Source organism: Silvimonas iriomotensis (assembly GCF_014645535.1).
GTDB classification, from domain to species: Bacteria; Pseudomonadota; Gammaproteobacteria; order Burkholderiales; family Chitinibacteraceae; genus Silvimonas; species Silvimonas iriomotensis.
The window spans coordinates 585633-598854 of the sequence record NZ_BMLX01000001.1 but is presented as its reverse complement, the minus strand read 5'-3'; the positions used below and the strand labels follow the sequence as shown (position 1 = coordinate 598854).

15 protein-coding genes are annotated in these 13222 nt (G+C 60.9%); 9 read left to right on the top strand and 6 right to left on the bottom strand.

The genetic code is table 11. The features are described from left to right. The first annotated feature begins 5 nt into the window (after positions 1-5). Together IEX57_RS02720 and IEX57_RS02715 are read left to right on the top strand one after the other, a co-directional pair. Positions 6-428, top strand: a complete 423-nt coding sequence (locus IEX57_RS02720) for a YeeE/YedE family protein (RefSeq protein ID WP_188702061.1) — start codon at positions 6-8, stop codon at positions 426-428. Next, on the top strand, positions 425-1219 hold the full coding sequence (locus IEX57_RS02715) for a sulfite exporter TauE/SafE family protein (RefSeq protein WP_188702060.1): 795 nt from the start codon (positions 425-427) through the stop codon (positions 1217-1219). The genes IEX57_RS02720 and IEX57_RS02715 overlap by 4 nt, the downstream gene beginning before the upstream one ends. Before the next feature lie 15 nt (positions 1220-1234). Here IEX57_RS02715 and IEX57_RS02710 read toward each other — a convergent pair whose 3' ends face one another. Beyond that, complete coding sequence (locus IEX57_RS02710) at positions 1235-1780, bottom strand: lipid-binding SYLF domain-containing protein (protein ID WP_188702059.1); 546 nt, start codon at positions 1778-1780, stop codon at positions 1235-1237. A 118-nt stretch (positions 1781-1898) separates the two neighbouring features. Continuing rightward, positions 1899-2489: a hypothetical protein gene (locus IEX57_RS02705; RefSeq protein ID WP_188702058.1), complete on the bottom strand. Its 591-nt coding sequence runs from the start codon at positions 2487-2489 to the stop codon at positions 1899-1901. 238 nt (positions 2490-2727) lie between these two features. Between IEX57_RS02705 and IEX57_RS02700 the strand changes: the two genes are divergently transcribed. Continuing rightward, entirely contained in the window at positions 2728-3711 is a 984-nt protein-coding gene (locus tag IEX57_RS02700; RefSeq protein WP_188702057.1) for a hypothetical protein, read from the top strand. A gap of 85 nt (positions 3712-3796) precedes the next feature. Then, positions 3797-4375 carry a GNAT family N-acetyltransferase gene (locus tag IEX57_RS02695; RefSeq protein WP_188702056.1) on the top strand — a complete coding sequence of 193 codons (579 nt, stop codon included), beginning with the start codon at positions 3797-3799 and terminating at the stop codon, positions 4373-4375. Between the two features lie 64 nt (positions 4376-4439). Here the strand turns inward: IEX57_RS02695 and IEX57_RS02690 are convergent, their stop codons facing one another. Next, positions 4440-5243, bottom strand: a complete 804-nt coding sequence (locus tag IEX57_RS02690; protein ID WP_229708622.1) for a MipA/OmpV family protein — start codon at positions 5241-5243, stop codon at positions 4440-4442. Between the two features lie 159 nt (positions 5244-5402). Between IEX57_RS02690 and IEX57_RS02685 the strand changes: the two genes are divergently transcribed. Next, on the top strand, positions 5403-6680 hold the full coding sequence (locus IEX57_RS02685; RefSeq protein WP_229708620.1) for a DUF1615 domain-containing protein: 1278 nt from the start codon (positions 5403-5405) through the stop codon (positions 6678-6680). 12 nt (positions 6681-6692) lie between these two features. Here the strand turns inward: IEX57_RS02685 and IEX57_RS02680 are convergent, their stop codons facing one another. After that, the gene (locus IEX57_RS02680; RefSeq protein ID WP_229708618.1) at positions 6693-7931 is read right to left on the bottom strand and encodes a D-amino acid dehydrogenase; all 1239 of its coding nucleotides are present in this window, start codon (positions 7929-7931) and stop codon (positions 6693-6695) included. A gap of 280 nt (positions 7932-8211) precedes the next feature. Between IEX57_RS02680 and recA the strand changes: the two genes are divergently transcribed. Continuing rightward, a complete protein-coding gene (gene recA / locus IEX57_RS02675) occupies positions 8212-9264 on the top strand; it encodes a recombinase RecA (protein WP_188702053.1) in 1053 nt (350 codons plus the stop codon). A 24-nt stretch (positions 9265-9288) separates the two neighbouring features. Beyond that, the gene (recX, locus tag IEX57_RS02670) at positions 9289-9813 is read left to right on the top strand and encodes a recombination regulator RecX (RefSeq protein WP_188702051.1); all 525 of its coding nucleotides are present in this window, start codon (positions 9289-9291) and stop codon (positions 9811-9813) included. An 18-nt stretch (positions 9814-9831) separates the two neighbouring features. On the opposite strand, the gene IEX57_RS02665 is transcribed toward recX, so the two are convergent. After that, positions 9832-10752, bottom strand: a complete 921-nt coding sequence (locus tag IEX57_RS02665) for a LysR family transcriptional regulator (RefSeq protein WP_188702049.1) — start codon at positions 10750-10752, stop codon at positions 9832-9834. Between the two features lie 105 nt (positions 10753-10857). On the opposite strand from IEX57_RS02665, the gene IEX57_RS02660 reads away from it, so the two are divergent. After that, entirely contained in the window at positions 10858-11508 is a 651-nt protein-coding gene (locus tag IEX57_RS02660) for a DsbA family protein (RefSeq protein WP_188702046.1), read from the top strand. Between the two features lie 39 nt (positions 11509-11547). Beyond that, positions 11548-12192, top strand: a complete 645-nt coding sequence (locus IEX57_RS02655) for an NAD(P)-dependent oxidoreductase (protein ID WP_188702038.1) — start codon at positions 11548-11550, stop codon at positions 12190-12192. 52 nt (positions 12193-12244) lie between these two features. Here the strand turns inward: IEX57_RS02655 and IEX57_RS02650 are convergent, their stop codons facing one another. Further along, on the bottom strand, positions 12245-13195 hold the full coding sequence (locus IEX57_RS02650) for a LysR family transcriptional regulator (RefSeq protein WP_188702036.1): 951 nt from the start codon (positions 13193-13195) through the stop codon (positions 12245-12247). Positions 13196-13222: the final 27 nt, after the last annotated feature.

Sequence of the window (13222 nt, the reverse complement as noted above, 5' to 3'; positions counted from 1 at the left end):
ACATCATGGGCATTGTGTTTGCAGCCATAGGCGGCCTGGTGTTTGGTCTTGGGTTGATTGTTTCGGGCATGGCCAACCCGGCCAAGGTGACCGGATTTCTTGATCTGGCCGGGCAGTGGGACCCTTCCCTGGCCTTTGTCATGGGTGGCGCAATTGCGGTGGCACTGCCTTTGTTCTGGCTGGCCCGCAAGCGCACGCAGGCCGTCACGGCCGAGACCTTACAGTGGCCGCAGAACAAGCAGATCGACAAACCCTTGTTGCTGGGTGCGCTGATCTTTGGCGCGGGCTGGGGTCTGGCCGGCATTTGTCCTGGTCCGGCACTGGTGCTGGTAGGCGCGGGTGTCCCGCAGGGCATTGCATTTACCGTCGCCATGCTGGCCGGCATGTCGTTGTATGAACTGCTTGGGCACCGGATCAACCGCTCATGATGCTGGTGCTGGTACTGGGCGCGCTGGTGGGTGCCGTGCTGGGGCTGACTGGTGCCGGCGGCGGCATTCTGGCCGTACCCGCATTGGTGAACGGGCTGGGCTGGACCGTGCGTGAGGCCGCGCCGGTGGCATTGATTGCAGTCGCGGCAGGCGCTGCCGTGGGCGCGCTGGAGGGCTTTCGCCGTGGCCTGGTCCGCTATCGGGCTGCCACGCTGATTGCGCTATGTGCCATGCCCATGACCTTTGTCGGCGGCTGGCTGGCCCTGCGGGTGCCGGCAAACGGGCTGGCGGGCATTTTCGGTGGCGTGATGCTGATCGTGGCCTGGCGCACCTGGTATAACGCGGCTCCGCATCCGGATCGGCCGCAGGCCACGGCGCGCTGCCGGGTTGATCCGGCCAGCGGGCGTCTCATCTGGACGCCGGTGACCATGGTGCTGGTCGCGCAAGTCGGCGTACTGACCGGCTTGCTGACCGGGCTACTGGGAGTGGGTGGCGGCTTTGTGATTGTCCCGGCCTTGCGGCGGCTGACCAATCTGCCGGTGCAATCCATTGTGGCGACGTCGTTACTGGTGATTGCGCTGACCGGCATCAGCGGCGTAGTGTCCACGCTGGTGCATGGCGCGCAACTGCCCGCGGCTGTGTTGTGGCCTTTTCTGGGCGCGCTGGTACTGGGGATGACGCTGGGGCGGTTGCTGGCCGGGCGATTATCCGGGCAGATGATCCAGCGTGGTTTTGCCTTGATGGTGTTGCTGATTGCCGGCAGCATGCTCTGGCGTGCCACCGGCCTGTAACGACGTGTTGCGCGCTCAGTTCAGTTCCTGATCCAGATAGAACTTCACGCCCTGGCCGGTCAATGCCGGCGCCAGATTGCCCTTGGCATCAAGCTGGTACATCCACACGCCCGGCATGATTTCCGCTTCGCCCTTGCCCGCGCTCTTTGAGGCATCGACCGCGTACTGGCTCAGCACGTAACCCCGTGCCTGAAAGCTGTCCAGGCCTTCCTGGGTATCGAACACAAACACCACGCTATAGGTCTTGATGCCCGAACCCCAGCCCGAGGGCGAGTGGAACATGCGCATATAGGTTTTCTTGTCAGAGCCGTTTTTTTGCACCACGCCCGTACCAAAACCGCCCGGCAGCAAAATGCCCATGCCGCCATTGGTAAACGCCGCATAACCCGCGCTCTGGCCAATCTTTGCTTTTGCATCCGCATCTGCTTTGCCAAGCTTGTCGATCAGATCACGTGCGTTCATATCCACGGTGTGGCGTTTTTCCGGCACGTTCGATCCGGTGGCAGCCAGAGCCTGACCACTCAGGCCCAACGCCACAACCAGCATGGCAACCCAGCGCATACATCCCGACATCCTGCTTTTCATCCCTTACTCCCGGCCAGTGGCCATGCAATCCATGCATCAATGCCGCAAACCGGCCGGAGTCAGCCGGTCTGCGGTCAGGCAAGACAATGACGTGTTACTTGGCGGCAGCCGGTGTCACCGAGATCGCCAGCGCATCGGTCACGACGGCGACAATCTGGTCGCCCTTCTTCACCTTGTGCATGACATCCGGATCTTCCACCTCGACATCAACCACACGGCCCTTCGGACCCTTGACGCGAATGGTGTTGTGCTTTTTATCCACGCTGATCACGTTCGCCACGATGGTTTGACGACGTGCCACAGCGCCACCAGGCTGTTCGCCCTTGGCAGCAAAGGTCGATGCCGTGGTCTCGACATCCGCGCGGATGTCAGCGCCGCCCTTCTTGAGGGCCAGGGCAATGGCGCGGCGGTATTCCGCGTTCACGCGATCGCCCACCTTGAGTTCGTCAAAGTTCTTGGCGTCCGGGCCCACCGTCAGATCGAACACGTTACCGCGATCACCCTTGATGGTGACCACACGGTTTTCCTTGTCGATGGCGGTAATGGTGCCGGAACCGCGAATGGAAGCCTCACCAGCCTTGACCGCCTTGATCTCGGGTTGCGATGCGGTATCTGCGGCATAAGCACCGTAGCTCAGGGTCAGGCTTGCCAGAGCAACAGCGGTCAGGAGCATGCGTTTTTTCATGGAAAAAATTCTCCGGAAAACAAGTTTTGAGTTATGACATGACGGATGCGGTAGTCCCCACCTGCATACCGGCTGCCGGCACCTGGTGGGCGCTGGCATCATCCATCATAGAAAACGCTGACATATTCGCGACTATTACTTTCAGGTGTTTTTCCAGAAATTGACCTGGACAAGGGGAACGTGGCGATTAACCTTGATCTGTAGACCTCAAAAAAAACATCAGCCACTCCGGAACGCCATGCCCACACTCACGCCACTGCGCTTTGCCGTACTGCTTGCTGCTGCCCTCTCTGCCGCGGCGGCCCGTGCCGACACCTTGCTGCTTGATGCCGGTTTCATGAATTCCCCCGCACAAGACGACCATTCCTACGCCTGGAGCCTGATCTACAACCACCCGTTTACCGCCAACTGGTCAGCCAGCTTTTCCTGGATCAACGAAGGGCATGTAGAGGACCACCATCGCGACGGGCATTCATTCCAGCTGTGGTACAACACTGATCCGTTCTGGGGCCGCGTCAAACTGGCGGCAGGCATCGGCCCTTACCGGTATTTCGATACCACCACCGCCAGCACCAGCAACAACTATGACGACAACCACGGCTGGGGCGTGATCTACAGCCTAGCCGCCATCTACCAGAATCCGGACAGCAACTGGCAATACCAGCTGCGCTACAACCATATCGACGCACGCGGCAGCATTGATACCAACTCGGTCACGCTCGGGCTGGGTTACGAGCTGGCGCCCGATACCCGCAGCAGCGGCGCCAACTGGCGCGCCGGCAACGGCAATCAGGAAGTCACCGCTTATTACGGCCGCACCATCCTGAACAGTTTTGACTCTGAAACCGGCACTGCAGGCAGTCTGGAGTACCGTTATTCGCTCAGCCCGTGGGTGAAACTTTCTGGCGCCTGGCTGCTGGAAAACAACAATGCCACGGTGCGGCACAACGGCGCGCTGGCCGAGGTCTGGCTGGAGCCGGAGTTCTTCAACAAGCGCTTTACCATTGGTGTCGGTGGCGGCGCGTATTTCTTGCTGGATAAAAAAGACAACGTGATTGATGGCCGTGATGCCGATCCCAGCCGGGTGTCTGGCGTGGTTACCCTCACCAGCAGTTACCGCCTGGGTCAGGACTGGCGGGCGCGGGTGGCGTGGCACCGCATCGTGACCTCTTACAGCCGCGATAGCGACATCATTTTGCTGGGTGCGGGCTATCAGTTCTGAGCCCCGCACAAGCCGTTACCTGGGCCGCGCGCACCACCTGCGCGCGGCATGGCATAGTGAACTGCCCAACCACCGAGTTGTGCCCATGGAATTTCCCAAGCTGATCACCGATCGCCTGTTGCTGCGCCCGTTTGTGGCCAGCGATGCGGCCGAACTCTTTGCCATTCACAGTGATGAAGAAGCCATGCGCTGGTTTGGCTCTAACCCCGCACTGTGTCTGGAAGATGCCGAGAAGATCCTGCAAGCCTTCATGACTGCGCCACAGCAGGCCATTCCTGGCATGCGCTGGGCCATTGTGCGGCAGCATGATCAGCGTTTACTGGGTTCGTGTGGCTTTTTCAAATGGGATAGAGGCTGGCGCAATTGCCAGATTGGTTACGAGCTGGGCCGCGACGCCTGGCAGCAAGGCTATATGCGTGAGGCGCTGTCGGCCATGCTGGCCTGGATGTTCGCCAACCTGGGCCTGAACCGGATCGAAGCACGGGTGCACCCGCACAACGCGGCCTCGCTCAAGGTGCTTGATAAACTGGGCTTTGTGATTGAGGGCCAGCAGCGCGAAGCCGGTTACTGGAACAACCAGTATCACCCGCTGGTTCTGCTGAGTTTACTGGCCGCAGAGTTCAGCCAGAGCGCGACCGAGACCGCCGCCCTGCCGCAAGCCTGAAGCTGCAATGAAAAAAGGCCAGCCCTCACCGGCTGGCCTTTTTGTCTGGCGCACAATGCCCGCGTCACCACTTATAACCCACGCCCACACCATAAGTCAGCTGGCTGGCCGTACCGCGCTCGGTCACGATCGGCGTATCGCCGGCCGAGCCAATCAGGTACTGATCGATCACCGCCGCACCCACTGCCCAGTGATTGTCGATTTTGTAGATCGCGCCCAACCAGCCATACACCTGTTGGTTACCCCGATGCGCAGTGAACATCGGCAGGCCGGACGCCTGCGAGGCGGCCTCATCGATCCCGTAATAGGTGTTCATGAAACTCTGGCTGGCCCAGGCATAGCCCGCGCCACCGCCCAGCAACAGCCGGTAAGACGCCGGCACCCAGATTGAACTGAAGAACGCCCCGCGCATGCCGTTATATACCTGGCCGGCGTTGGTCAGTACGTTGGCGTACAGGCGCACGCGATAGGGAATATCGCCCGATTGATACAACTCATAGCCAACAAAAGCACCGCCCTCCAGCGTGGTATTGATTTCCGGCAGGCGTTTGAGCACCGGATCATCCAGATCACTGCGCCCCAGTTTCACCGATAACGCCGGCCCCCAGCGAAAATGGGAACCCGGCTCGCCGAAATCCACCTGCGCGTACGGCCCGTACCATTCCAGCAGCCAGCCATCGCCGTGGTATTCCACGCCCGGCACGGCACCGACCATGGTGTCTTTGCAACCGCTGCATTGCGTGGTGATCCCGACGCCCACGCCGACCATATTGGGCATTTGCGGCAAATCAAAGGCCCCTGCGGGCCCTGCCAGCATCACCAGGGACAAACTCAGCAACAGGGTTTTCCAGCCCGCCAGACTGCGCATCGAGAGGTTCTCCAGCCAAAGGTTGACACTGTATTGAAGACGGCAAATGCCAAACCCACAAACCAGTCTGCGTAATAACGCTGAAATAGACCCGGAACATGGTTGATTGCAGACAAGTTTGGTACGCTTCGCTTCTTTGATTTTTTGTCTGATTGCACCGTGCGCACCGCTTTGCTCTGGCTTGCCGCCACCCTGATCACCCCGCATGTGCTGGCGGCCGATGAACCAGCCCTGACTGCCGAGCCCGTCCCGGAGCCGGTTGAGGCTTCGGCCCCACCGGTGGCAGCAACGCTCACGCCCATCCCGGCACCCGCCTCGATCCCGGCCTCTGCGCCACAAGCCTCTGCCCCGCCCGCCATCACCCCGGTGCCAACGCCGGCGCCGTTGCAGCCCAATCAGGCCGTCACCGGTGATGCCGCTGGCCGCGCCCTGCTCAACGCGCTGTTGCCGGGCAATATTCCGGATCGCGCGGGTTGGTCGACTGATATTTTCACCGCATTCAGCACGCTGAAAATCCCGTATTCGCCCTCGTATTTTTGCGCCTCGATTGCGGTGATCGCGCAGGAATCAAGCTTCCAGAGCGATCCAGTCGTGCCTGGGCTCAATGAGATCGTCTGGAAAGAAATCGACAAGCGCATTCACAAGTTCGGCATCCCCCGCCTTGTGGTGCAGGCGGCCTTTGCCAAAAGCTCGCCCGATGGCCGCAGCTACAACGAGCGCATTGACGCGCTCAGAACCGAGCGGCAGATGAATGCCTTGTTCGAAGACATGATCACGGAGCTGCCGTTTGGCCCCAAACTGTTTGCCGACGACAACCCCATCCGTACCGGCGGCCCGATGCAGGTCGGTGTCGATTTCGCCAAGGGGCATGTGCAGGTCTGGCCGTATCCGTACAAGATCCAGCGCAGTTTGCGGGACGAAGTGTTTACGCGGCGCGGCAGCGTGTATTTCGGCACGGCGCACTTGTTGCAGTACCCGACCAGCTATCCGGAAATGATTTACCGCTTTGCCGATTACAACGCTGGCCGCTACGCCAGCCGCAGCGCCGCCATGCAACTGGCGCTGGCAAAGATCACCGGCCAGAAGCTGACCCCGGATGGTTATCTGATGAGCTACAACGGCGCGGTGCCAACCAACACGGTGACCGACAGCCAGCGCGCGCTGTTTTCGCTCTCCGGCAAGCTGGGTTTGTCACGCCAGCAAATGCTGGCCGATATCCGCCAGGAGCGCTACGCCGCGTTCGAAAAAACCGCCACCTATACCCGTGTGTTTACGCTGGCAGATAAAACCGCCGGCAAGCCCATGCCCCGCGCGGCTTTGCCGCAGATCCGGCTGATCAGCCCCAAGATCACGCGCAAGCTCACCACCGCCTGGTTTGCCCAGCGTGTGGATGGCCGTTATCAGGATTGTCTGGGGCGTCTGGACAACGCCCGTTAAACATGCGGTGGCTTAAAGGCCGCGGCAAAACGGGTAGTCCAGCTCAGGCTGCTGCCCGCTGATCATCTGCGCCACCGCATGACCCGCGCCAGCGCCTTCGGTCCAGCCCAGTGTGCCGTGCCCGGTGTTGACGAACAGATTGGGGTAACGCGTGCGGCCGATATAAGGCAAGTTGCCCGGTGTAGCTGGCCGAAGACCGGCCCAGAAACTGGCCTGGGCGTAATCCCCGGCCTGCGGGAAAATCTCTTGCGTGCGTTTGAGCAAGGCGGCGCAACGCACCGGGTTCAGGCTCAGATCATAGCCATTGAGTTCAGCCGTACCGGCCGCCCGGAAACGATCACCCAGCCTGGAAAACACCAGCTTGTGGCCGTCATCGGTCAGGCTGACCTCCGGCGCGTGATCACCATCGCGCACCGGGATCGTCACGGAATAGCCTTTGACCGGGTACACATCCAGCGTGATGCCCACCGACTTGAGCAAACGCGGGCTATAGCTCCCCATACAGACCAGATAGGCATCTGCCTTGATGCTGCCGGTCTGCCAGAGCCCGTCTTCATCCTGCCAGCGCAAGGCGGCGCCGTTCACCTCGCAGCTTTCTTCGCCATCCAGATGCAACACCTGCGTGCCGTATCTGAAGCGCACACCCAGCGCGGCGGCGCGCTCGGCCAGAGCCTGGGTAAATTTGTGGGCGTCGCCAGACTCGTCACTTGGCGTGTAGGTGCCACCAACAATGATCTTGCGGGCGTGGGCCAGCGCCGGTTCAATCCCGATACACTCTGCCGTGGTCTTGATCTGCCGGTCCAGCCCGCTTTCACGCATGTGCGCGGCGGCCGGGATCGCCGCGGCAAATTCGCGTTCGTCGGTGTAGTAATGCAGGATGCCGCGCGTCAACGCGTCATAGGCCAGACCCGTGCTGGCGCGCAGGCTTTGCAGTTGCGCGCGGCTGTACAGCCCCAGCCGCACCAGGCTTTTCAGATTGGCACGTGCCCGCGCGGGCGTGCATTCGCGCAAAAAGCGCAGGCCCCAGCGCCACTGATTGATATCGGCTTTGGGTCGCCATAACAACGGCGCGTCTTCTTCAGCCAGCCATTTGAGGATTTTCCACGGCGCCTTGGGGTTGGCCCATGGCTCGGCATGACACACCGAAATCTGGCCGCCGTTGGCAAAACTGGTTTGCAGGCCGGGGCCGGGTTCGCGTTCGATCACCGTCACCTCGTGTCCGGCTTGTGCCAGAAACCAGGCGGAGCTCACGCCTGCTATGCCTGCTCCCAACACGACCACCCGCATCCGCCCGTTCCTCCTGTACCGAAGGCGCAATTATGCATGTATCCTGGACCAGGGCGGGCACCGGTTACAATCACTGTTGATTCAGGCCAGAGCCAGGCGCCGCCAGACTTGACGCCGTGCCGGGCTGTTTGTGGTGCTTTTTTGACATGCGCAAATGCACACCGGCTGTCCCTGACGCTTTTCTTCTGTAGAACAATTGTTCTATAATCCGCCCACCACACATTCCTTTTACAGGTCGATCGTCATGGATGACAACAAGAGCAAGGCGCTTGCCGCCGCACTGGCACAAATCGAACGGCAGTTCGGCAAGGGCGCCATCATGAAGATGGGCGACAACCAGATCGAAAACGATCTGCAGGTTGTCTCCACCGGCTCTTTGGGCCTCGATCTGGGTCTGGGCGTGGGCGGCCTGCCGCGCGGCCGTATTGTTGAAATCTTCGGGCCGGAATCCTCCGGTAAAACCACGCTGTGTCTGCACGTGGTGGCAGAAATCCAGAAGCTGGGTGGCACCGCCGCCTATATCGATGCTGAAAACGCGCTGGACCCGATCTACGCGCAAAAGCTGGGCGTCAATGTCTCTGACATGCTGATCTCCCAGCCCGATACCGGTGAACAGGCGCTGGAAATCGCTGACATGCTGGTGCGCTCCGGCGGTGTGGACATCATCGTGGTCGACTCGGTCGCCGCGCTGGTTCCCAAGGCCGAAATTGAAGGTGAAATGGGTGATACCCACGTTGGCCTGCAAGCCCGTTTGATGAGCCAGGCCCTGCGCAAGCTGACCGGTAACATCAAGCGCACCAACACGCTGGTGATCTTCATTAACCAGCTGCGCATGAAGATTGGCGCCATGATGCCTGGCCAGAGCCCGGAAACCACCACCGGTGGTAACGCGCTCAAGTTCTACGCGTCTGTCCGTCTGGATATCCGCCGTATTGGCGCGGTGAAAAAGGGTGAAGAAGTGATCGGTAACCAGACCAAAGTGAAGGTTGCCAAAAACAAGGTCGCCCCGCCGTTCCGCGTGATCACGTTCGACATCCTGTACGGTGAAGGCATCAGCCGCGAAGGCGAGATTGTCGAGCACGGCGTGACGCACAAGATCGTCGAAAAATCCGGCGCCTGGTACAGCTACAACGGCAACAAGATTGGCCAGGGTCTGGAAAACTCCCGCCAGTATCTGAAAGACAATCCGGAAGTAGCTGCAGAAATTGTGGCCAAAATCCGCGAGAAGATTGGCCTTTCCAGCGCCCCGATTGAAATGGGCGGCAATCAGGATGACGAGATCGAACTCGAAATCTGATCAAGCTGACTGCAGTACACGCTGATGCACATTGATGACGACGTGTTTGAAGAATCCGCCAGCGCCGATCGTGAAAACGACGGCGCTGCGGCGTTTGATCCGGCGCGCTTTCGCAATCGCGCCCTGGCGCTGCTGTCCCGGCGGGAATATTCGCGCGCCGAACTCAGGGCCAAACTGCGCCCGCACTGCCCGGATGCACAAATCCTGGATGATCTGCTGGATGACTTCCAGCAACGGCGCTGGCTCTCTGACGAGCGCTTTGCCGAGCAATGGGCGCATTACCGCTCGCAACGCTACGGCACGCGTCGCCTTGTCGCGGAGCTGCGGCAAAAAGGCGTCGCCAGCGACATCATCAGCAATACGCTGGAAAACCTGGAAACCGACGAATTCGCCACCGCCCGGGCGCTGTGGCAGCGCAAGTTCGGCCAGCCGCCGCAAGATGCCAAAGAACGTGCCAAACAACTGCGCTTCCTGGCCGCACGCGGGTTCAGCACCGGGGTGATTTACCGCGTTGTCGGCGGTGAAGACGAATCCGACAGCTACGACTGACGCACAGCGCGCGCTGCATCACCAGGCTCGCCCAGGGCGTTTACCCGCCAGCCAGTCCCGAAAGAACGCAATAAACACCCGCACCTTGGCCGGCACATGCCGGCTATCCGGATACACCGCGTACATGCCACCGGCCGGCAAGGTCCACTCCGGCAACAAGCGCACCAGACGCCCTTCTTTCAGTGAGGGCGTGACCGTACCTTCATCCAGCACCGCTACGCCAGCACCGTGTTGCGCCAGGACCAGCGCGGTGGTCGGTGTACTGGTACGGATGGCCGGCTGCACCCGGATCGTGCAGTTTTCGCCGTCCGGATGCACAAAGGTCCAGGTCAGCGGTGCGGCCAGCAAGCTCAAAACCACCCAGCGCTCCCCCACCAGATCACGCGGGTGCTGCGGCGCCAGCCCCGTTCGGGCCAGGTAATCCGGCGAGGCCACGGCAAACTGTTCAAACCGGCCCAGTTGTGTGGCTCGCAAGCTGGAATCGCGCAGCCAGCCCATGCGGATGGCCACATCCACCCGTTCCCGGACCAGATCCAGTACTTCGTCTGTGGCCAGCAGATCAATCTGCAAATCCGGGTACAGGTCACCAAAAGCCGCCAGCGCCGGCGCCAGCAAGCTGGCGGCGTGATCTGCCGGCGCGGTGATGCGCAAGGTGCCGGTGGGCACGGCCACATCCCCGTTCAGTCTAGCCACGCTGTCATGCAAAGACTGGATCAGCGGCGCGGTATCACGCAGCAAGGTTTCACCCGCCTCTGTCAGCGTTACCCGGCGGGTGGTCCGCACAAACAGCGCTGTGCCCAGTTGCGCTTCCAGCCGCGCAATCTGCTGGCTCAAGCCGGCTTTGGTCATGCCCAGACGCTCTGCCGCTGCGGTAAAGCCGCCTGCCTCGGCCACGGCGGCAAAGAGTTCAATGCGATTCAGGTTCAGTGGATCAGACATGAATTTGTAAACAAAAAGTGAACAGTCAATTATTAACTGACTGCTTTATCCAATCAATCGAAATCCCGACAATAGCCTTCATTCAAGATTGATCAGGACCACACCGTGCAGCCTGCACTTACGCTTTTGTTCGACCCGCTTTGCGGCTGGTGCTACGCCGCCCACCCCGTGCTGGAAAAACTCGCTGCCGCGCTGGCCGATGAAGTGCAATGGCAACTGCTGCCCACAGGTCTGTTTGCAGGTGACGGTGGTCAGCCCATGACTGCGCAAAAGCGCGATTACTTCTGGCAGAACGACCAACGCATTGCGCAGATGACCGGCCAGCCTTTCAGCCAGGCCTATTACGACCAGGTCTTGAGCGACTTCAACAGCCGCTTTGATTCTGCGCTGGCCACCCAGGCGTGGTTCCTGATTGCCCAGGCGCGCCCCGCGCAAGCGCTGGCTGCGCTGCAGGACATCCAGCGCGTGCGCTATGTCGACGGCCATGGCAGCCAGGACATGGACGCACTGACCCGCGTTGCCACGCAATACGGTCTGGATGGTGAGGCATTTGCCGCCGCCATGCGTGCCGGTAACCCGGCCGGGCTGGATGCCGCGATCGCCGCTGCCCGCCAGATGATGCGCACTTTTGGCGTGTCTGGCGTGCCCTCGCTGATCCTGCATACCGCCGCGGGCAGCGGCGTGGTGCCAGGCGGCGCGCTTTATCAGAACCCCGAACAACTGACAGACATGATCCGCAACACGTTGAGTGCCTGAACCCCGATACCAACAGCAAGACCCACAAGGAGAAACCTCATGAAAATCGCTCTGATTGGCGCCACCGGTTTTATCGGCTCTGCCCTGCTGCAAGAAGCCCTGCAACGCGGCCACAGCGTCACCGCACTGGTCCGTGACGCCAGCAAGTTGCCGGCGCATGCCAACCTGACCGCCGTGTCTGTCGATGTGAACAACGCGGCCGCGCTGGCCAACGCCCTCAAGGGCAACGACGTGGTGATCAGCGCGCTGAGCGGCCACGCCCAGGGCAACGACGCCATGCGCGCCTACTATGTGGCCGGCTATCACAGCATTCTGGCTGCGATCAAAACGGCCGCCATCAAGCGCATCCTGGTGGTGGGCGGCGCGGGCAGCCTGGAAGTGGCGCCTGGTGTGCAACTGGTGGATACCCCGAGCTTCCCGGATGCCTACAAGCAATCGGCGCTGGGTGCGCGTGACGTGCTCAACCTGCTGCGCGAAGAAACCACGCTGGACTGGACGCTGCTGAGCCCCGCCGCCATGATCAAGCCGGGCGAGCGCACCGGTCAGTTCCGTCTGGGTGGTGATCAGTTGCTGACCGACGCCAACGGCAACAGCGAAATCTCCGTGGCCGACTACGCCGTCGCCATGCTGGATGAAGCTGAACAAGGCCAGCATATCCAGCGCCGCTTCACGCTGGCGTACTAAGCGCTGCCCACAAAAAAGGCCCGTGAATACGGGCCTTTTTTGTGCTGGGCCTTCACTTGCTGATCGTCGGGAAATCAGTTGACTCTGAACCTTGCATCCAGCAATCCCACGGTGGCGTTTCGCCCCACTTTTGCTGCAGGTAATCCACCAGCGAACGCACCTTGGCCGACAAATGCCGGCGGCTGGGATAAATGGCCTGTAGCGACATTTCCGGCAGCGTATAACCGGGCAAAATCTGCACCAGCCGCCCTGCACGCAGATCTTCACCCACAAGGAACGTGGGCTGGATGATCACGCCTTCGCCCGCCTTGGCCGCCTCGGTCAGAATGTCGCCATTATTGGCGCGGAACACCGGTTTGATCTGCACCGGCACTTTGCGTTGCTGCGCGTCTTCGAAATTCCAGGTATCGCCCTCGGCAAAATAGGAATAGGACAACGCCCGGTGGTTTCTCAAGTCAGCCGGTACTTTGGGCGTACCGTGACGCACCAGATAGCCCGGTGCGGCGCAAGCAACAATGCGAATGGGGGCGATCCGGCGCGCCACGTAAGAACCCGGCAACTGTGCGGCGATCCGCAAACCCATATCCAGGCCCTCTTCCACCAGATCAACCGCCCGGTCAGAGAGCGAGACATCCAGATGCACCTGCGGAAACTGCGCGCAATAGCCCGGCAAAACGTCGGCCAGATGGCGCGTTCCCAGCGAGAGCGGCGCGGTGAACCGCAACCAGCCAGAAGGTTGCGAGGCTTCGCTGCCCACGTCGGCCTCGGCTTCGGCCACATCAGACAGGATCTGCAAGGTGCGTTCGTAATAAGCGCGCCCTGCATCGGTCAGGCTCAGGCGACGCGTGGTTCTTTGCAACAAGCGCGCATTCAGATGAGATTCCAGATCAGCCACAAGGCGCGATACGGCCGAAGTCGACATATCCAGTTTCTCTGCCGCCCGCACAAAACTGCCGGTTTCCACGACACGGGCAAACGTCTGCATAGCCAGCAAGCGATCCATCAAACCTACCTTTGTTGCGTTATCTGA

Excerpts from the sequence above, each read along its gene's own strand:
- IEX57_RS02720 (WP_188702061.1), top strand. The coding sequence starts at position 6 with ATGGGCATTGTGTTTGCAGCCATAGGCGGCCTGGTGTTTGGTCTTGGG.
- IEX57_RS02715 (WP_188702060.1), top strand. The coding sequence starts at position 425 with ATGATGCTGGTGCTGGTACTGGGCGCGCTGGTGGGTGCCGTGCTGGGG.
- IEX57_RS02710 (WP_188702059.1), bottom strand. The coding sequence starts at position 1,780 with ATGCGCTGGGTTGCCATGCTGGTTGTGGCGTTGGGCCTGAGTGGTCAG.
- IEX57_RS02705 (WP_188702058.1), bottom strand. The coding sequence starts at position 2,489 with ATGAAAAAACGCATGCTCCTGACCGCTGTTGCTCTGGCAAGCCTGACC.
- IEX57_RS02700 (WP_188702057.1), top strand. The coding sequence starts at position 2,728 with ATGCCCACACTCACGCCACTGCGCTTTGCCGTACTGCTTGCTGCTGCC.
- IEX57_RS02695 (WP_188702056.1), top strand. The coding sequence starts at position 3,797 with ATGGAATTTCCCAAGCTGATCACCGATCGCCTGTTGCTGCGCCCGTTT.
- IEX57_RS02690 (WP_229708622.1), bottom strand. The coding sequence starts at position 5,243 with ATGCGCAGTCTGGCGGGCTGGAAAACCCTGTTGCTGAGTTTGTCCCTG.
- recA (WP_188702053.1), top strand. The coding sequence starts at position 8,212 with ATGGATGACAACAAGAGCAAGGCGCTTGCCGCCGCACTGGCACAAATC.
- recX (WP_188702051.1), top strand. The coding sequence starts at position 9,289 with ATGCACATTGATGACGACGTGTTTGAAGAATCCGCCAGCGCCGATCGT.
- IEX57_RS02665 (WP_188702049.1), bottom strand. The coding sequence starts at position 10,752 with ATGTCTGATCCACTGAACCTGAATCGCATTGAACTCTTTGCCGCCGTG.
- IEX57_RS02655 (WP_188702038.1), top strand. The coding sequence starts at position 11,548 with ATGAAAATCGCTCTGATTGGCGCCACCGGTTTTATCGGCTCTGCCCTG.
- IEX57_RS02650 (WP_188702036.1), bottom strand. The coding sequence starts at position 13,195 with ATGGATCGCTTGCTGGCTATGCAGACGTTTGCCCGTGTCGTGGAAACC.